The organism is Alteromonas sp. KUL106 (assembly GCF_009811415.1).
In the GTDB taxonomy this organism is placed as follows: domain Bacteria; phylum Pseudomonadota; class Gammaproteobacteria; order Enterobacterales; family Alteromonadaceae; genus Alteromonas.
This window is the reverse complement of the sequence record NZ_BLIG01000001.1, coordinates 190,193-208,965: the sequence shown is the minus strand read 5'-3', so window position 1 is coordinate 208,965 and position 18,773 is coordinate 190,193. Positions and strand designations below refer to the sequence as shown.

Genomic DNA, 18,773 nt, shown 5'->3' with positions numbered 1-18,773 from the left:
CTTATATAGGTCGAAATGTCATGGTAAATACCCACTTTCCGCTACTCGATTTGCACCGTCATTTAGATGGCAATGTGCGTCTGCAAACTATTCTTGAACTGGGCCAGCAATTTAGTATTGCTTTGCCTAATGACTCGCTAGGGGGATTAAGGCCGCATGTACAAGTAATGGAAATAGCCCCCGATCTGGTCTCGTTTTTAAATAAGCTGACATGGGGCGTTAAGGTTTTAGGCAGTCTTGAGGCCTGTAAACGGGTAGCAATTGAAAACGTTGAAGACGCAGCTAAACAGGGCATTGACTATGCTGAACTTCGTTTTAGCCCTTATTTTATGGCTGAAAGTCACGGTTTGCCCACGCAAGGTGTAGTTGAAGCTGTTATAGATGGCGTAAAAAGCGCAACCAAAGACTACGATGTGAAGATTAATCTAATTGGAATTTTGTCTCGCTCGTATGGCGTTAAAGCGTGTCAAAATGAATTAAACGCAATTATCGCGTGTAAAGAAGACATCACGGCTATTGACTTAGCTGGCGATGAAAAAGGCTTTCCTGGTGAATTGTTTGTTGAGCATTTTAAACAAGTGAAGCGAGAAGGCTTACAGATCACAATACACGCAGGTGAAGCCGCTGGCCCCGAGAGCATCTGGCAAGCCATAAACGGCTTAGGAGCGTCGCGAATAGGCCACGGTGTTAATGCCATACATGATCGTAAGCTAATGGACCATCTGCGCGACCACCATATTGGTATTGAAAGTTGTTTGACCAGTAACATATTGACGAACACGGTAGCGTCATTACCTCAGCATCCATTAAAAACCTTTTTGGAACACGGTATTCTTGCCAGTATTAATACGGATGATCCGGCGGTTCAAGGTATCGAACTAGACCATGAATTATCTGTTGCTGCGAAACAAGCAGGTCTTACCCCAGCCCTTGTAAATAAGGCGCAAGAAAATGCATTAGCGATGGCGTTTTTAAGTGAAAGCGAAAAAGCCATCCTTAAAGCCAAGAGGAAGCAAAGTCGTTACTCTGACCCCAAAGCTCCAGTGTAATACCAGTCCGCATAGATAATTATCCACTCAGCGAGAGTTAAAATGTTCGTAATCGCGGCGTGTTACCGCAGATATAGTGGTTCTACATCAAGGTGACACAACGAAGAATACAGACATTTAAAACGCGCCCTTCTGAATGGGCAATTATCTATGCGGATCGGTATTATGAGGGCTTTAGTTCGACAACAAGCCTTAAACGATTGTCTCTCGTTATGGTGTAAAAAGGGTAGCAGGTGACTAGATACAACCTTGGCTGGTTGAGTTGAATATTCAATGCTTGGTTTTGTATGTCTACAATTCGCTTGGCCGAAACACGATAGGGGTGCCAAACACCGTCTTTAGTTTGAAGTTGGAGTGCGTCGCCTACATTTGCCTCTGCAAGAAAAGCAAAATGTGTGTCTTTATGACCGCCAATAACGCTGCTTTCACTGCCTAACTCGCCGGTATTGACGTGCCTTCCCGGGCCAAAGGCTAATGCGTTTCCTTGGGCGCCCTCAAGTATGAACAAATCGGTATTGCTGTTTGGGTGCACCATTCTCCCTACTGGCCATGTGTCTGCCCACTGCCAAGGCTTCACCTGTGCCCCCGTTTGCAAGGTTTTTGCCCAAGCTTGTTCAATTAACAGTTGGGCGAGTTCTGCTTTTAGGGTTATCCACGCAACATTCCCAAACCCAATGGCCACTGTCGCAATAAGCAAAAAGCTGACAAGTAATTTAGACCTAACCATTATGCGCTACTCTTTGGTGTTCTTTAACGTGCGACATACCGCAAACAGAAAACACGGAGCTTCACGGGCATAGAGCAGCAGTAATAAGACAAAAGAAAGGGCACCAACGGCGAGATAAAAACCTATTCCAGCCGAAGTTTGCGGGTAGCTAATAGTGCGCATTTGCATGCCGTGTGGCATGAAGTTTTTGATATTCTGTGAGTCAGCGTTTGTCGAATTAGGTCTTGATCTCGTCTCTTCGATAGCAACAAAACTCGTGTAAGCACTAATAAGGTTATGTGACAAGGCAACGTTGAGTATGTCGCGTTTCACTTCGTCTTCATTTTTCCCCAAGGCTTTTTCATCCATAAGCGCTGCAATTTTTTTGCGTGCCCATGCGGTTGCTATCCCTGTCGGCTGCATAAGGTTTTGCTCCGAATTATCGGTTAAACCTGCTTTTAACCCATCCGTCGAATCATTCGCTAAGAAACGCGCTTGAATACTGCGCTGCCAATTATGAACCTTACCGTCAACGTCGGTTAATGTTCCGCTCAACACCACACGATTATCCAGCTTAGCTTTGTCCGTCTTGTTACTGTCATCTTGTATCATGTTAGATAGCGCAGGTACTTTTAAATTGATGAGCAAAGGTTCACCTGCGTACAAATCGGGCAGACGTTTAGGGAATACTTCAACGCCATTAGCGAGTTGTATGCTTTCGGGTAACTTCAGCGAGAGGTTGCTCAAGACAGGGCTTTCAAGCTTAGTAAATAAACGCTGCATTTCTTTTTGAATGTGATGGGTGTTGCCGATAAAAACGTAGCTACCACGGCCAAATTGTGCGGCGCGAGTCATAAAGTAGCTGTTGGGGGCGCTGCCAATACCTACCGTAAAAAGCCTCGCGCTACCGAGTTTTTGTTCAATTAGTGAGAACAGAGCGGCCTCATTCCCTACAGCACCATCGGTTATAAACACCACTTGTTTGATGAAGTTTTCTTTATGTCGAGCATTTAGTGCTTCAAAGAGAGCCCCCGTCATTTCTGTACCACCGTTGGCCTGCAGGCTATTTATAAAGGATAGGGCGGTGTTTATATTGTGTGGCTTCGTATTGGTGGGCTGACTGAATAATTTTGTGTAGCTAGAATTGAACGCAACAATGTTAAACCTGTCTTGGCTACCTAGATTTTGAACGGCGATTTTTAACGCTGACTTTGCATCTTCAATGGGCCGCCCTCCCATAGAACCAGACGTATCTATCACAAAGGTGACATCCCGTGGAAAAACGTGCAGATCGTCAGGGTTAACTTGTGGCGGTGTTAGCATGACTAACGCGTAATGATCAGATGCTGTGTTTTCTGCAAAATAGGCCGCCTGCGGTGAAGCATTTTTTAGCGGTCGCCAGCGCAACCACAAATCCCTATCCATAGCGGTATATTCGTCTTTAAGGTAAACACGGTACTGATGCTGAGTCTCTTCTGCAGAGTGCCAGCTAAGTTGATGGTCGGTACCTTCAATTGAATCAAGCGCCATCCCTGCGTTTATAATTGCACCAAAGGAAAGCTGATTCGTGTTATTGCTAGGACGTGTATCTATCATAAACGGCGTTATTTTATCTGCGTCAATGACTTCATTTGTGGGAAGCGCCCACCCAGAAATAAGTGCTTCGTCGTTTGCTACGTTGTCTGCTACGTTTTCGCCGACGTTAGCGTGTTCAATTAAAACAGTATCGCTTAAATCTCTTATTGGAATACCCGGTATGTAGCGAGGGGTCAGAGTAGTAGGAAGGTGAAAGCTAAATTCTCCATTATCAAACGTTACCTGCTGAATATACTGAAGCGTTACCGTGATTTCCTCCCCTGGGGCTATGTTTGCCACGTGTTGGGTGAACAAATTGGCACGCTGTTGCTCGGTTAAGCTGGCTTTTTTTCCTGCTTCCTTCGCTGCTTCAAAAGCTTTTTTAGCTTCAGGTTTTGGCTTAATTTGACCGCGTATTATTCTGCTGCCGATACGCATTTCCATACTGTTGATCGCGGCCGATTCATTGAGTGGGAAGGTGTATACGGCGTGTTTCCATTGAGAACTATTATTCTTGAATTTTTGTGAATACGTGACATGTGCAATCATGCCATTCACATGCAGGTTAACGTCAGTTGAATGTAACAATGCGGATGAAGATTCGCCGTCTTCGCTTTGTAACATGAGTTCACCAGACGCAGCCCGACTTAACGGGCTAACGACAACACCAAATAAAAAACAGAGAAAAGATGTGAGTACAAGCAATATGTAGCTACGAGGTGCAGGTGAATGCTGCCTCTCTTTAGCTCGAAACAAGGGCTTATGTGTGCTTGAAGGATTGAAGTAATCGCGCTTAGGTGGTTTTGAAAATAGCATCTGGTGAGCTCGCAGTCATTGACGATACTCACCATTAAACGCCTTAAATGGGGCGAATTATGAACAGGGATTGTGGCATTTTGATGGACAAAAGAGATGAAAAAACGTTGTGACGGTATTTAAGCCAAGTTTTTACTCTCCCGCCATGGCCCGGCCTTTAGATTTAACGCTGGCAATAAGCATATAAATGCTGGTGGCAAGTAAACAGGCAAACAGGTAGCCCATAAGCCCTTGAGGGCCGGCTAAAAAGTTATCAGCAATGAGAGGGCCTACTACGGAGCCAACGCTGTAGCTAAATAGCATGACTTGAGTGGCGCTTACGATAAAGCTCGCGTCCAGTTTGTCGCAAGCCAAGTTTATCGCTACCGGGTAAAGTGCAAATATTGCCATACCCAACAAAAACAGGCCCGAACCCAAGGCGTAAATGCCGGTAAACGTTGCGGTGAGAGTAATAGCCGCAACGCCAAGTAGGCAGAATAGCGCCATCAATAATGTGCGTCCCAAATATTTAGAGAGTAATGGAATGAGCGGTTGGACGGCCATGGCGCCTAAAATAATAAGTGCCATTAGACTCCCCAAATCGTCATTACCGATGCCTCGGCCTGATAGTTCTAGTGGCATTAGCCCGTAAATAGCACCTAGGGTTAATCCCGATACAATACAACCGATAATAGCGGCATGATTCAGTGTCGATATCTGCTTTAACGAGAGTGGCGTACACTGTTTGATTTCAGGCTGTTCGCTTTTTGCAAATAAAAGTAGGCCAATGGCTAAAATTAGCATGGTAAAAATAGCAACAAACGGAAGTATGCCACTTACGCCAATTATACCTATGCCCAACTGTCCCAGAGAGCTGCCGCCGTAAAGAGCACCCATGTATAAGCCCACGCGTTTTGCCCTGTCGGCTTCATCGCCGTGTAATAGCCATGACTCAACAATAACAAATACCCCTGCCACAGCAACGCCCGCAACGAATCGGGCCGCAAGCCAGACGATTGGATTAGCGAATAAAGGCATTACAGCAATAGTCAGTAACAATATGACTAAACAAAAGGCAAATCCGTGTTTATACCCTATGCGGCTAACCAACGGCTCAATACATAAAGCGCCTAAAAGTAAGCCTGTGTAAAAACTGCTAGCAAGCCAGCTTGCTATGGCAGTGTCTAGATTGAAGTGGCTAAGCATGAGGGGGATCAGGCTCATTAGGTAGCCAGACGCAACCGCGTACATACCCAGCGCAATAACGGGAATAGATACCCGGGCGCTCTGGGGCGGAATAAGGGTGTTGTCCAAGGTAGAGCCTTACATCAAAAGAGAGAAGAAAATTTCGCGGCGCGAATATGAGGTAATTTTCGATGCAGGTAAAACGAAAAGAAATGCTCGTAAGGATGCTAAAAATTTATTGTCAAAAGGCGTTGCTCTCCCGCTTCAACGCCGTACATTTTGAAAACCTTAGCGCTTTAGGTCGTGCGGTGTGTGGTCGGCCACAAATGCGTTTCTTTCACCCATGGGTTTTTCTTCTCCCACCGTGCTGTCCGCAGTAGTCTGTAGTTCTATTGCTGAATTCACTTCTGCCCCGATAAGAATGATATAGGCTGATAAATACAGCCACATGAGCAAGATGATTATGCCCCCGACAGAGCCGTAGGTTTTGTTATAGTTTCCAAACTCATTGAGATATACCGAAAAGCCATATGACGCCCCTATCCACAATAGAGTGGCAAATACTGACCCCGGCGTGACCCAGCGCCACTGCGCTTCTCGTCGGTGGGGTGCGTAACGATAGAGCGCAGACAGGGCAATGTTGAATAGCACTAACATAACCGGCCATGTTAGCCACATACCTTGCTTGGAACTAAGGGCATTCGACGTCACCCAGTTTATGACTTCAGGCAAGATTGTTATGCAGGCGAGAGCCACAATAACGGTGAGGATCATAAAAATGGTGCAAGTTACACGAGCCAGTATACCTTTTAAAAATCCTCTACCTTCCGCTTCACTGTACGTAATATTGCAGGCTTTTATTAGCGCATTCGCCCCCTTACTGCTACTCCATAAAGATAATGTAAGCGTAAATAGGAAACCCCATCCCAACGCTGAGTTCGATTTTTCAGTTAAATGGGTAAGTTGCTCTTCAATAATGTACCGGCTTTCGACAGGAACCACGTTCACCAGAAGTGCCATGTGACTTTGCAGTTCTGAAGGAGAAACCATGAGACCATAAAGCGCAATGGTTGAGCCTAGAAGGGGGAAAATGGCGAGCAAGCAGTAGAACGCCACACCCGCTGCAATCAGTGGGATATTATCTTTTTGAAGGCTTGTAAAAATGCGTTTTAAGATACTCCACCAATTTATCAGAGAAATCTCAAATGCTGACTTCGCGTGGTCTACTCGTTCCTTGTTCATACTTCCTCGGTTGTTTCTTACACCACTGATGATCTATGCGGATTGGTATTAATACACAAAAAGTGAGTACTCGGCTTAAAAAGATTATTACGGCAGTGACGGTTGAGCCTTGTTGTTTTTTGAGATTTGTCACTTTTAGCAACAGGAATAACATTCGGTGGCAAGTAGTTAATAACTCTGTAAATCGTTCATAGGTCTTGAATTTTTGCGTAGATGAATAGGAATTCACAACAGGCTTTGCCTTTTTGATATTCGTTTAAAAACAGTTGGTTACTGTATCTTTTGCCCGCTGGTTTGCTAATTGCACAATAAAGGGATAGATAGCAAATCGATGCAGAGTTGCATTCAAATCTCCGTGTGAGATTTGCGACGTTCGATTGACTAATTCTGAATTAAGTCTTGATGAAGGAGCAAACCAATGAGCAGCACATTTAATCTTAAAGGTAAAAAGGTAGCAATTCTCGCAACAGACGGTTTTGAGCAAAGTGAACTTATTAAGCCTAAAAACATGTTCAATGAGCAAGGCGCTGAAGTAGACATCTTATCAATTGATAATCAATCAACCATTAAAGCGTGGGACGAAGACAACTGGGGTAAAGTGGTTGAGGTGGATATCCAGGTCACGTCTGCGGACCTTCAAGAGTACGATGCCCTGGTATTACCAGGCGGGCAGATTAACCCTGATGTACTGCGAATGAATGACGATGCAGTGAAGTTTATTCAACAGGCAAATAGTTCCGCAAACATTAAGGCTATAGGCGCCATTTGTCATGGTCCATGGATGTTGGTGGAGTCGGGACTGGCGAAAGGCGCTACGCTTACGTCTTTTCCAAGCATTCAAACTGACCTGAAAAATGCTGGCGCGACATGGGTTGATGAGCAAGTTGTGACACATGAAAAGCTGGTGACAAGCAGAAATCCAGACGACATTCCTGCCTTTGTAAACAAGATTAGCGAAATGATCGCGTAATAATCGTCAACACGCCCTAGATATCAACGAAGCGGCGCTTACGGGCATCCTTTACGTACAGTTAAGAGGAAGCGATTCCTCGACTGTTATAAAAGACGCGTCGCTATTTGTAGTAAGGAGAATTTATGTCAAACACCAGAACAAATGAAAACGTCATCGCTATCACTGGCGCATCTAGCGGTATTGGTGAAGAAACGGCGAGGCAGCTCGTCGACAACGGGTTTAAAGTCGCGCTGTTGGCGCGAAGCGAAGACAAGTTAAACATGCTTGTTGATGAGCTTGGAAAAGAGAACGCCTTTGCTGTTAAAGCTGATGTCAGCAATTTCAACGAGGTAGAAAGTGCACTCAAAAGCGTTAAAGAACACTTTGGGCGCATAGACGGTATTTTCGCAAATGCCGGGCGCGGGGCAAAAGCGGCAGGCATTGAAAAAGGAGATGTGGAAGACTGGAATGGCATGCTAGGGGCTAACGTCAACGGTCTCCTTTATACAGCAAAAGCCGGGCTTCCATATCTTCGAGATACTAAGGGACACTTTATTATCACGAGCTCGGTAGCCGGGCGCATAGCTCTAAAAGGCTCCGTTTATGGCGCAAGCAAATGGTTTGCTTATGGCTTTGGGCAGAATTTAGCCGAAGAAATGAGAGAATGGGGCGGTCGATGCACAACTATTTGTCCTGGTATGGTAAATACGCCATTTTTCGATGAGCCGAAGGAGGACAAGCTGCAACCTGCTGATATCGCAAATTCGGTGCTTTTTGCCCTTCGTGCTGAAGCGTCTGCATGCGTGCGTGAAGTCTATGTAATGCCTGCTAAATAGGCGAAGGGATAAATTTAATAATAGGGGTAGGGCCAGTCTCTACCCCTTTTCTTATTTACTACCTTATTAATTTCATGAAGCTATGTAAATTAGCCAAATAAAGTATTTTCCTCACCGTATTGCCCCTAATCTACAGGTAGTTAAAAGCGCGTCAGATACGTGAATCGGCATCAGCCTAATGCACGACATGCGGAGTTGATTCATTTATTTCAAGCTGCCTTAGTAGCGGGGCAGAGGCGCCATAACAATAATAGGAGAGTACGATGTCTAACGAATTTGCGGGTAAAACCGCCGTTATTTCAGGTGCCGCAGGCGGTATAGGTTTTGCGCTGGCAGAAGCACTGGCAAAACAGGGGATGAACATTGTCATGGGTGATATTGATCATATTGCTCTGGCCGAATCTGGTCGCGTGTTGCGAGAACAAGGTTTTGACGTGCTCACTTGCGCTTTGGATGTTACCGATTATTCGCAGTGGGAAGATATAGTTGCCAATGCGAAAGAGAAATTTGGCAACGTTCACATGGTAATTAACAACGCTGGTGTTGGCGGCACTCCAAGTAAAATAGAAGATTCTGAACATGAAACTTGGCGCTGGGTAATGGATGTTAACGTAATGGGCGTGCTGTATGGTGCTCAAGCATGTGTACCTGCAATTAAAGAGCACGGAGAAGGTGGCTGGGTGTTAAATGTGGCGTCTATGGCAGGAATGATGGGCATGCCATATGCTGGGGCTTATTGCGCATCTAAAGCTGCAGTTGTGTCTATGACCGAAAGTTGGGTGGCAGAACTCAAGCATTTTAAGATCCATACCTCGGTATTGTGCCCAGCGTTTGTAAAAACCCGCATTCATGAGTCATACCGAAACAGGCAACAAAAGTATGCCGTGGCAGTCGACAAACGCATTGATAAAGAAAAGCTGGAAGCGGGCGCGAAAGCTGCAACTATGGCCGTCGAGTCAGGTATTCCCGCCACCCTGCTTGCCGAGCGTGTCGTTGAGGCCCTTAAGTCTAAGCAAACCTACATCTATACTCACCCGAACTACAGGCAAGTCACCACAGAGCGTTTTAAAGCGATTGATAACGCGTTTGAAGATGCTGAGAAAAGTGCAGTGGTCGGTCATTTAATAAACGACGAGATTGTCACGTTTTAATGAGTAAAAACGATACAGCAAGACGCTAAGCAGAATTATCCAAGCTGACAAGTGCATATCGCGGAGTTAATGTATTTAACGTTTGTATTAGACAACTTGTCGTATATTACATTGTAACTTCAAACATATGTTAGTAATGCTATACGATGGTAACACGACAAATTCACAACGGGCTTCGCCCAATTAAATACACTGGATAATAATAATGAGAAAGCTTCTAAGAGCGGCCGTTGCTGTATCAGTTGCACTGGCGTGCTCGCCCACCTACGCAGATAAAAACGATAAAAATGAAATTTTCAACAGTTCCACGTTTAAAGCTATGGAGCTGAGAAACATTGGGCCTGCCTACATGTCAGGGCGTATCGCTGATATCGCAATTGACCAAAACAACCCATCAACATGGTATACCGCCGTGGGCTCAGGTGGTGTATGGAAAACCACCAACGCGGGTACAACATGGACGCCAATATTTGATGATCAGCCCGTTTACTCCACGGGGGACGTCACCATAGCACCGAGTAATTCAAATATTATTTGGGTAGGCACCGGCGAGAATAACGGTGGTCGTCATATTAGTTTCGGTGACGGCGTGTATAAGTCGGTTGATGGCGGCCAAACCTGGAAAAATATGGGGTTGTCGAAGTCAGAGCACGTATCAGACATTATTATCCACCCCACCAATCCCGATATCGTTTGGGTGTCGGCACAAGGTCCTTTGTGGAGTGGCGGCGGTGAGCGCGGCCTATATAAAACGACCGATGGTGGTGAAAGTTGGAAGCAAGTTCTCAAACCTAGCGACGAGTGGACAGGGGTAACCTCGCTACTTATCGACCCGCGTAACCCAGATAAGTTGTATGCGGCTACATGGGCTAGACAGCGTTCGATTGGTGCCTATGTGGGGACAAACGAAGGCGCTGGTATTCACACCTCAAATGATGGAGGGGAAACGTGGACAGAGCTTAAAACCGGATTGCCAAAGGGCAATATGGGTAAAATTGGGATGGCCATTTCGCCGATGAACCCAGATGTCATCTATGCCACGATTGAAACCGACAACAGGGGCGGCGGTTTTTACCGTTCAGCAGACCAAGGCGCGAGCTGGGTCAAAATGTCTGACGAAGTTGGTGGCGGTACCGGCCCTCATTACTATCAGGAAATATTCGCCGATCAACATCAATTTGACCGTGTCTACATTGCCAGCAACTACAGCAAAGTGTCGGACGACGGTGGTAAAACATGGACGCCCATAAATACTAAGCGCAAACACGTTGACGACCACGCCATGGCCTTCCACCCTACAGATCCAGACTTTGTGTTGATGGGTTCCGATGGCGGTATCTACATGTCTCACGACAGAATGGCGAACTGGCGTTTTATGGCTAATTTGCCGCTAACACAGTTCTACAAGGTCGCGCCTGATGACGCGAAACCCTTTTACAATGTTTATGCGGGTGCACAGGATAACTCTACACAGGGCGGCCCTTCACGCACAAGACGCGAGGAAGGCATTAAGAACAAAGACTGGTTTTTAACGCTTGGCGGTGATGGACATGGCCCCGCGGTAGAGCCTGGCAACCCTGATATTATGTACTCTCAGTGGCAGCAGGGGAATTTAACCCGTATTGATATGAAGACCCGAGAAGGCGTTTATATTAAACCTCAGCCTCTTCCGGGTGATCCCGCAGAACGTTACAACTGGGATGCACCTATTAACGTGTCTGCTCACGACCCAGCGCGCATTTACTTTGCATCACAGCGCGTATGGCGAAGCGACAATCGCGGTGACAGCTGGACGCCCGTGTCAGGCGACCTCACGAAAAACGGCAACAGAATGCATTCTCCATTGATGGGCCGTACCTGGTCAGTTGAGGCTGGATGGGACCTGTATGCAATGACCGAGTTCCACACGATTGCTAATTTTGCCGAAAGCCCAGTGGATGAAAATATACTGTGGGCAGGTACTGACGACGGCATTATTCAGGTGACGACAAACGGCGGTAAGTCATGGAAGAAAATAGAACTTGATGACATCAAAGGCATTCCAGCTAACGCTTATGTTAACGATATTCGCGCTGATTTATTCGACCCTAATACGGTCTATGTAGCGTTAGACAACCACAAATACGGTGACTATAAACCTTATCTGATCAAATCAACAAACCTAGGGAAAAGCTGGACGTCGCTGGCCGAAGACTTGCCTGAAAAGCATTTGGTATGGCGTATTGTTCAAGATCATGTCAATAAAGATCTCTTATTTATCGGGACTGAATTTGGTGTGTTTTTCACGGTGAATGGCGGAAAGAAATGGGTAGAACTTGACGGTGGTATCCCGACTATTTCAACTCGCGATGTGCAAATTCAGCGCCGAGAAAATGACCTAGTGGCCGGAACGTTTGGGCGCGGTATTTATATTCTTGATGATTACGCCCCACTTCGTTCGCTGACTGAAAAGTCGATGCAGCAAGACGCAATATTGTTTGCGCCAAGCCGCCCGGTTAAATGGTTTCAATTAGATGATAACCATACTGATTCTGACGGGGACGACCGTTTCGTTGCGAAAAATCCAGAACACGGTGCCACTTTCACTTATTATTTGAAAGACAGTTTATTAACGGCGAAAGAAAAGCGCCAAGAAGCTGAGAAGAAATTAATAGAAGATAAGAAGTTCCCTAAATATCCAAGCTGGGAAGCCGTTGAAGCAGAAAACCAAGAAGCAGCGCCTGCTGTGTATGTTGAAGTGCGCGATAGCGAAGGTGATATTGTTAAACGGGTAGAGGGCAAGACAAAAAAAGGCCTGCATCGTTTAACATGGGACATGACGTTTTCATCAACTACTCCGCTCACCGACAAAGACAGCAAGGACAGAGGTCTAATGGCGCTGCCAGGAAAGTACACCGCTACCTTGTTTAAACGTGAAGGTGCGAAAGTCACACCACTTTCTGAGCCAGTAGCGTTTGAGTTAATGCCCATTTATGAAGGCGCACTTGAAGGGGCAACGCATAGTGAAATTGAGGCTTACGGTAAAGCAGTAAGCGACGCTCAGAAGCGTGCTATTTCATCGACCGCGGTACTTAACGAATTGGCAGATACCATGGCGCTTCTGCGCACGGCCATCGAACGCACACCTAACGATGTGAGCAACCTGGAGACTCAATTTGCGGCAATTCAAGATGAGCTAAACGCGTTGAACAAGGTGTTCTTCGGCCTTAAGTCTCGGGACCAAATGGGGATTAAGCCTGCGAATGTGATGAGTCGTTTACGCTACGCACGGTCTGCATTAGGGTCTTCGTATGGGCCTACCGCACAGCATAAAGATCAGCTTGGTTACGCCAACGATAGCCTGGACAATGCGGTAACACGGATTGACGCGCTACAAAATCGCTCGGTACCAACACTGCAAAAAGCGGTTGTTGATGCAGGTGGTCCGTGGACGCCCGGTTTACCTGTTGTTCTAAAATAGCTCACTAGCAACGAGGGCAATGTTCTTTGCCCTCAAAATGAGTGCGCCCTGCATTTATTTATGGATTGTAGGAAGGCCTTAAAAGCAGGTGAACGCACTCTTTCTTTTGAAAAATACGTGCGGCAGAGGTTTATTTGCCGCACATTTTTATTGTTCCGTGACGTCGTCAAATGAGAGCGCTTTTGTTTTTTTCCAGGTTTTCTTCGTTATTCTTTATTGGACTTGCCACCCATTCTTTGAAATTTTCCAATTCTCGCAGCGCGCCTCTGTCGTTATGTTCTCTTTATGCGGGAATGGCTTTGGTAGTTGTTTCTCCTCAAGGATATGCGCAAAAAACCGAACCTCAAACGCTAGAGCGTTACACGGTAACCGCTTCGCGACCTTATTACGATGAAACGCTTTCGCACATTTTCCCTCAATTTGAGTTTGATAAACGCAGCCTGGTGGCGCCGCTGCACACCAATGAGATGTTGCTACAGTCTCCGTCAGTCTCGTTAAACGGGCAGGGCGGGCAAATTCAAAGTATCAACCTTCGCGGCTATTCTCGCTGGCGTATACAAACACTACTCGACGGTGTTCCCATTGTGAGTGATAGACGGGCCGGCTCTAGTATAGGTTTTATTCCGCCTAACTTTATTTCGACTGTATCTGTGCTGCCGGGGGCTGCGTCAACGTATTTGGGGTCGGGGGCACTGGGCGGCGCAGTGAACCTACGTTTGGATGCACCTCAAAATTCATATGTACAAGGCAGCTATAGCAGCAACCAGCGAATGGCGTCGATGAGTTATGCTGACAGTGTAGCAACAACAGACTGGAATATTGCCTATCGCAATGCGAAAACCGGAAGTGATGCCGAAGACAATACGTTATTCGATCAGTTCGAACAAACCGCTCTTTTTATACGCCACCGTCCCACACGCGGAATGATCAAGGAAGCGTGGACGCTTTATTCAGATAATAACGACATTGGGAAGTCGAGCAGCGACTACCCAGAAAACCGTATTTCAACCTATCCAGATAATCGTCATTGGCTGGGGAAACTCGCCTTCGCAACACACGATATTTCAGGCAACGTATGGTGGCACCAATCCCGCTTAGATACATCCGTACTACGCCCTTTTAAAAGAATTAATGACAGCAGCAATGAAGCGTTTGACTACGGTTTTGATGTAAAAGGGGAAAGTGAATGGCACCATTGGTTAGTAAACCTTCAGTTTCAAGTTACAGGACGCGAAGGAGTACTGGCCGATGAAAGGGAATTTAACCTAAAGAGTGTCCCTTCCGAGTTAGACACCGTGATGCCAAACGCTGAGCTCGCCTACGAAATAACAACGCTAGATGCCCGTGAGATAAACACAGCGGGAATTGTGGATGCCTCTCGCAAATTCAAAAATACATCCTTTGCGGTAGGAGCAAGGGTAGATTGGCAGCATCAAGCGGACGATACTGATATAAATGACACCGTGACAGCAACAAACTATAGCGGTTATGTGGGTGCCAATTATCTGCTGTCGTCCAATTTTAGCGCCAGCTTATACGTTTCTAGCGCATTCAGAAACCCCTCGCTTACTGAGCGTTTTTTCGCAGGGGAAACCCCCAGAGGTACAGTGCTAGGCAGCACAACGCTAGATACCGAACAAGCGCTTAACACACAAGCTATGCTGGCCTATCGCAGTCAACAGCTACAGGGAACAGTGGAACTTTTTTATCAAAAAATTGATAACTACATTGAGCGCCTAACCGTTTCTGAAGATGTTTTGCAATATGTAAACCTTGATACGGCCACGATAAAAGGGGCAAGCTATCAGCTTAACTGGCAATCAGAAAACGCCATGTTCGACGCGAGTTTACGTGGAGCGTGGATAATAGGTGAAGATGACCGAGGCAATACGGTTGCCGACATTCCCGCCCATAACCAGCGAATAGATATAGGCATAAATTGGAACGATGCCCGCTTGTTTACGGTATTGGCCTATCGTGCGAGTAAGTCTGATATTGCCGATGGGGAGCGAGCGCTGGATGAGGTCATTACGTTAGATATGGGAGCCCATTGGCAAGTGAGTGAGCATATTCAGCTTCAGGCCAGTTGGACCAACCTCACAAACCAGCACTATTACACCAGTGCAGATGACAAAGCGGCATTTGCACAAGGGCAGAGCGTGCAGTTGGCGTTTACCTATTTGCTATAAATTGTTAAACGGCTGTCTGTATTTCTGTTTGCGATATTTGCTTTTTAACGTGGTGGTTAGCATGACGAGCCCTGTTACCCAAAGCATGAAAAGCAATACAGCTGCGGGCAGGAAAACCCAGAGTTTTGCGCCTTCAAAGAACCAACTTCCATCATGAATGGCTTCAATGGTATCTGTTCGTCGATAAGCCACCTGAAGCACTTCACCGGTTTGGGCATCAAGCTGCACTTCCCAATGGTTATTGCCACGCACTTTTATAATGCCTTTGTTGGGGCGTACGTCTAAGCGGTCTATGTCTTCCCATGTTTTCAAGTTGGCGTCAGGTACGAGCTGCACTGAAGCCAGTACTTTTTCAAATGAGATACTCGGAATCCCGTTCTCTTCGTGTTGCACCTTTTGCGTAGGCGGTTGGATCCAGTCGATTTCCTTTTTGACCTGCAGTAAAAGGCCGCTTGCGATAACAATGAGCACGGGAATAAAAATCACCAGCGACAGCCATAAATGAATACTGCGGCTGTATTTACGACTGTATTTGTGGAAGGGCACCGACATCTACCAACACTTAAAACAATGAGTGAAAACACGTTAACTATAAGGCAAACCGCGCTGCCAGTAAAAACACTCTAGCGCAAGGTTCGTGTGTTTAGACGGAAATAAAGGGCTGTGAATACCTCCTTGTCTTCTTAATGATAAAACAGAACATGAACTACTCTCCTCTCGAAATGCTGGATGGATAAAAGTAGATATGCCAATTGCTCCTTTTACCTCAGACAATACGTATTAGACCACACCTTCCCTCAGAAAAGGCGAGAACATGACGACATCAAGTGCTGACAAAAGCCCTAATGATAAAACAATTAATGAGATTGACATTCCACAGCAAGCGTTTGATTGGTATGACGAATACGCGCATGGAGATATTGATCGTCGTACTTTTTTAACGCGGCTAGCGTCGCTGTCGATTGCAGGATTAACCGTTAGTGCAGTGGGCGGTGCCCTTATTCCTGACTACGCAAAGGCAGAGCAGGTATCGTTTAATGACCCAGCGATAAAAGCAACCTATGAAGTTTTTGCATCTCCTGACGGACATGGCGAAGGGGGAGGTTACCTGGTACAACCCACGACATTGGGTGAGTCTGGCGCTGCGCCTAGCGTTCTTGTTGTTCACGAAAATCGAGGACTTAACCCCTACATCAAAGATGTAGCAAGACGACTTGCAATGCAGGGCTATGTGGCTTTTGCGCCAGATGCATTATTTCCTTTAGGTGGTTATCCAGGCAATGACGATGACGGTCGCGCCATGCAAAAAAGCTTGGATAAAAATAAGATTGAACAGGACATGATGGCGGCTGCTTCGTGGCTTAAAAATCATGAAAAATCCTCTGGGAAATTAGGTGTGGTTGGATTTTGCTTTGGTGGGTATATCACTAATGTCTTGGCTGCAACAATGCCTGACAAGGTAGATGCAGCCGTTCCATTCTATGGAACTCCAGCGAAACCTGCGTTGACGAAAAACGTCAAAGGTCCGCTGCTCATCCACTTCGCTGAAAACGATAAGCGGGTCAATGCTACATGGCCAGATTACGAAAAAACGCTTAAGGCCAATAACGCCAATTATCAAGCATTTGAATATGCAAAAGCACAGCACGGCTTCCACAATGATTCTACCAGCCGTTACAGCCCTAAAGATGCTGAGTTGGCGTGGCAACGCACCTTAGATTTCTTCGGTCAACATTTAGCTTAGTCATGGCAAATAAAACGGCCTGCTAGGGCCGCTTTTGTTCAGTGTTGAGCATGGTTTTTAGCATCAACACGCCCTAGTTAGCCGCTAATAAGTTTGTCCATGGCTATCGGGAAGTCGCGCACCTTTTTTGGTGCCAAATAAATAACCATGCTGATGGAGAATGTCGAGAAGTGTCGTGCGGGGAACGTAGGAAAGGCTGATATCGCTCCCGTTTAATTTAAGTGTTGTCATAGACGTTTCCCTTTACCAATAAGCTCAATTCGGTACGCCGTTGAATTGAGTCAAACGAGATTACACATCGATACTTAGCGAACATTAATCTACTTTTAACTTAGGAAGCCATCTACTCTGGACGCCTTTAATGTTAAACAATAAAAAAGCCGCGATAGATGCTTTGCGCTAAGTGGTGTAAAATGATTGCATAGAGCGATTATTCTTTGCTTTTTGATACCGCATCCCTTTTTCATAATTACACTCCAGGCCCATATACATGATCCACAACGATGTCTTACGTCGCCTTCGTTTCGCATTAGCCATAAACGACACTGCTGCCATTAGTATTTTTAAATTGGTTAATTACGACATGGATATTAGCTATTTACATGCCGTCATGAAGCGAGAAGACGAAGAGGGATACCTTCCTTGCCGCGATAAAATTATAGCGCTCTTTCTCGACGGTTTAATAATCAAAAATCGTGGACGACAAGAGGGCCAAGAGCCGCAAGAATTAGGCCCTAAAGAACGTTTGAGCAACAATGAAGTGCTGCGCAAAATTCGTATTGCGATGAGCTATAAAGACGAAGACATGATTAGCGTACTTAAACTGGCTGATTTTAGAATGAGTAAAGGGGAACTATCTGCATTTTTCAGAAAACCCGATCATCGCAATTACAAGCCAGCAGGAGATCAGGTTGTGAGAAACCTGCTTCAGGGGATGGTAAAAAAATATCGTCCAGACGCAACGGGTTCTGGCCGCAGCGCGCAAACCAGCCTCAAAAAGCCTGCGGCTAACATGCCAAAAGACAGTAAACCTTCAGTACGTAAACCAAACGAGAGTAGACCTCATACTAATAATAAGTCGAAGAATGCATCATTACCTTCAAAAAAGGTGAAAGACGCACCAAACCGAAGTGTTAACGAGGAATCTCAACAGGGCAAAAAGCAAACGAATACATCGGTGTGGGGTGAGTTACCTGCCAAAAAGCGGTGAATAAAGTTCAACGCTAGATGATTTCCATTTGCCCGTGCTTCGTGGCTTGTTAGGCTTACCAATACTAATGGATATCGTTGAATTAACGTGAAGGAGAAAATATGAGTCGTCATTTTGAACATGCAGAAGGGGTGTGTGAAAACAAAGACGCGGCCACGCAAGGCTTTGTGTTTAATCAGACCATGCTGCGTATCGCCGACCCTAAACGTTCTTTAGATTTTTATACCCGAGTTATGGGCATGACGCTTGTTAAACGTCTGGATTTCGAAGAGATGAAGTTTAGCCTGTACTTTTTGGCAGCAGGTGACGATTTCTCTGATATTTCTGACGATGCCGAAACGCGCACTCAGCAAACATTCGGTCGTCCAGCTATGCTTGAGCTCACTCATAACTGGGGGGATACGCCTGATACAGTGAGCTATCACAATGGCAATACTGAGCCTAAAGGCTTTGGACACATCGGTTTTCATGTACCCGATGCTGAAGCAGCGTGTGCACGATTTGAGTCGTTAAATGTACCTTTTCAAAAAGGACTTAACGATGGTTCAATGAAAGGCATTGCTTTCATCAAAGATCCTGACGGTTATTGGATAGAAATTTTCGACGCATCAAAAGTAGCGCAAACCTGTGCACCGCATTTGAAAAAATAGCACATAGCTTGCGATGCAGAAGACGTTTA

15 protein-coding genes are annotated in these 18,773 nt (G+C 45.9%); 9 read left to right on the top strand and 6 right to left on the bottom strand.

What is annotated here, in order from left to right; all coding sequences use genetic code 11:
• The first annotated feature begins 20 nt into the window (after positions 1-20).
• Positions 21-1,049 (top strand): adenosine deaminase, encoded by a 1,029-nt coding sequence (gene add / locus GVO63_RS00850; RefSeq protein WP_159577759.1) that lies wholly within the window; start codon positions 21-23, stop codon positions 1,047-1,049.
• Positions 1,050-1,212: 163 nt separating this feature from the next.
• On the opposite strand, the gene GVO63_RS00845 is transcribed toward add, so the two are convergent.
• The 4 genes from GVO63_RS00845 to GVO63_RS00830 all read right to left on the bottom strand — a co-directional run bounded on the left by GVO63_RS00845 (position 1,213) and on the right by GVO63_RS00830 (position 6,552).
• A complete protein-coding gene (locus GVO63_RS00845) occupies positions 1,213-1,776 on the bottom strand; it encodes a class GN sortase (protein WP_159577758.1) in 564 nt (187 codons plus the stop codon).
• A 6-nt stretch (positions 1,777-1,782) separates the two neighbouring features.
• Entirely contained in the window at positions 1,783-4,146 is a 2,364-nt protein-coding gene (locus GVO63_RS00840; protein WP_159577757.1) for a marine proteobacterial sortase target protein, read from the bottom strand.
• Positions 4,147-4,278: 132 nt separating this feature from the next.
• Positions 4,279-5,439, bottom strand: a complete 1,161-nt coding sequence (locus GVO63_RS00835) for an MFS transporter (RefSeq protein WP_159577756.1) — start codon at positions 5,437-5,439, stop codon at positions 4,279-4,281.
• 159 nt (positions 5,440-5,598) lie between these two features.
• On the bottom strand, positions 5,599-6,552 hold the full coding sequence (locus GVO63_RS00830; protein WP_159577755.1) for a YihY/virulence factor BrkB family protein: 954 nt from the start codon (positions 6,550-6,552) through the stop codon (positions 5,599-5,601).
• A 418-nt stretch (positions 6,553-6,970) separates the two neighbouring features.
• On the opposite strand from GVO63_RS00830, the gene GVO63_RS00825 reads away from it, so the two are divergent.
• The 5 genes from GVO63_RS00825 (at position 6,971) to GVO63_RS00805 (ending at position 15,140) form a co-directional block, all read left to right on the top strand.
• Positions 6,971-7,522: a type 1 glutamine amidotransferase domain-containing protein gene (locus tag GVO63_RS00825; protein ID WP_159577754.1), complete on the top strand. Its 552-nt coding sequence runs from the start codon at positions 6,971-6,973 to the stop codon at positions 7,520-7,522.
• A 125-nt stretch (positions 7,523-7,647) separates the two neighbouring features.
• Positions 7,648-8,340 (top strand): SDR family oxidoreductase, encoded by a 693-nt coding sequence (locus tag GVO63_RS00820; protein ID WP_159577753.1) that lies wholly within the window; start codon positions 7,648-7,650, stop codon positions 8,338-8,340.
• Between the two features lie 263 nt (positions 8,341-8,603).
• A complete protein-coding gene (locus tag GVO63_RS00815) occupies positions 8,604-9,491 on the top strand; it encodes an SDR family NAD(P)-dependent oxidoreductase (RefSeq protein ID WP_159577752.1) in 888 nt (295 codons plus the stop codon).
• 205 nt (positions 9,492-9,696) lie between these two features.
• Positions 9,697-12,951: a glycosyl hydrolase gene (locus GVO63_RS00810; protein ID WP_159577751.1), complete on the top strand. Its 3,255-nt coding sequence runs from the start codon at positions 9,697-9,699 to the stop codon at positions 12,949-12,951.
• 293 nt (positions 12,952-13,244) lie between these two features.
• Positions 13,245-15,140, top strand: a complete 1,896-nt coding sequence (locus tag GVO63_RS00805) for a TonB-dependent receptor (RefSeq protein WP_236552020.1) — start codon at positions 13,245-13,247, stop codon at positions 15,138-15,140.
• Here GVO63_RS00805 and GVO63_RS00800 read toward each other — a convergent pair.
• Positions 15,135-15,692, bottom strand: coding sequence for a PepSY-associated TM helix domain-containing protein (locus tag GVO63_RS00800; protein ID WP_159577749.1), 558 nt, complete (start codon positions 15,690-15,692; stop codon positions 15,135-15,137). The two genes, GVO63_RS00805 and GVO63_RS00800, sit on opposite strands and share 6 nt — an antisense overlap.
• A gap of 262 nt (positions 15,693-15,954) precedes the next feature.
• Here GVO63_RS00800 and GVO63_RS00795 point away from each other — a divergent pair, with 262 nt between their 5' ends.
• Entirely contained in the window at positions 15,955-16,884 is a 930-nt protein-coding gene (locus GVO63_RS00795) for a dienelactone hydrolase family protein (RefSeq protein WP_159577748.1), read from the top strand.
• 84 nt (positions 16,885-16,968) lie between these two features.
• On the opposite strand, the gene GVO63_RS00790 is transcribed toward GVO63_RS00795, so the two are convergent.
• Complete coding sequence (locus GVO63_RS00790; RefSeq protein WP_236552019.1) at positions 16,969-17,115, bottom strand: hypothetical protein; 147 nt, start codon at positions 17,113-17,115, stop codon at positions 16,969-16,971.
• Positions 17,116-17,374: 259 nt separating this feature from the next.
• Between GVO63_RS00790 and GVO63_RS00785 the strand changes: the two genes are divergently transcribed.
• Both GVO63_RS00785 and gloA read left to right on the top strand, forming a co-directional pair.
• Positions 17,375-18,094 carry a DUF1456 family protein gene (locus GVO63_RS00785; protein WP_159493821.1) on the top strand — a complete coding sequence of 240 codons (720 nt, stop codon included), beginning with the start codon at positions 17,375-17,377 and terminating at the stop codon, positions 18,092-18,094.
• A 101-nt stretch (positions 18,095-18,195) separates the two neighbouring features.
• On the top strand, positions 18,196-18,744 hold the full coding sequence (gene gloA / locus GVO63_RS00780) for a lactoylglutathione lyase (protein ID WP_159577747.1): 549 nt from the start codon (positions 18,196-18,198) through the stop codon (positions 18,742-18,744).
• The last annotated feature ends 29 nt before the right edge of the window (positions 18,745-18,773 follow it).

Excerpts from the sequence above, each read along its gene's own strand:
- GVO63_RS00830 (WP_159577755.1), bottom strand. The coding sequence starts at position 6,552 with ATGAACAAGGAACGAGTAGACCACGCGAAGTCAGCATTTGAGATTTCT.
- GVO63_RS00790 (WP_236552019.1), bottom strand. The coding sequence starts at position 17,115 with ATGACAACACTTAAATTAAACGGGAGCGATATCAGCCTTTCCTACGTT.
- GVO63_RS00810 (WP_159577751.1), top strand. The coding sequence starts at position 9,697 with ATGAGAAAGCTTCTAAGAGCGGCCGTTGCTGTATCAGTTGCACTGGCG.
- GVO63_RS00795 (WP_159577748.1), top strand. The coding sequence starts at position 15,955 with ATGACGACATCAAGTGCTGACAAAAGCCCTAATGATAAAACAATTAAT.
- GVO63_RS00805 (WP_236552020.1), top strand. The coding sequence starts at position 13,245 with ATGGCTTTGGTAGTTGTTTCTCCTCAAGGATATGCGCAAAAAACCGAA.
- GVO63_RS00820 (WP_159577753.1), top strand. The coding sequence starts at position 7,648 with ATGTCAAACACCAGAACAAATGAAAACGTCATCGCTATCACTGGCGCA.
- GVO63_RS00825 (WP_159577754.1), top strand. The coding sequence starts at position 6,971 with ATGAGCAGCACATTTAATCTTAAAGGTAAAAAGGTAGCAATTCTCGCA.
- GVO63_RS00785 (WP_159493821.1), top strand. The coding sequence starts at position 17,375 with ATGATCCACAACGATGTCTTACGTCGCCTTCGTTTCGCATTAGCCATA.
- GVO63_RS00815 (WP_159577752.1), top strand. The coding sequence starts at position 8,604 with ATGTCTAACGAATTTGCGGGTAAAACCGCCGTTATTTCAGGTGCCGCA.
- GVO63_RS00800 (WP_159577749.1), bottom strand. The coding sequence starts at position 15,692 with ATGTCGGTGCCCTTCCACAAATACAGTCGTAAATACAGCCGCAGTATT.
- GVO63_RS00840 (WP_159577757.1), bottom strand. The coding sequence starts at position 4,146 with ATGCTATTTTCAAAACCACCTAAGCGCGATTACTTCAATCCTTCAAGC.
- gloA (WP_159577747.1), top strand. The coding sequence starts at position 18,196 with ATGAGTCGTCATTTTGAACATGCAGAAGGGGTGTGTGAAAACAAAGAC.
- GVO63_RS00845 (WP_159577758.1), bottom strand. The coding sequence starts at position 1,776 with ATGGTTAGGTCTAAATTACTTGTCAGCTTTTTGCTTATTGCGACAGTG.
- add (WP_159577759.1), top strand. The coding sequence starts at position 21 with ATGGTAAATACCCACTTTCCGCTACTCGATTTGCACCGTCATTTAGAT.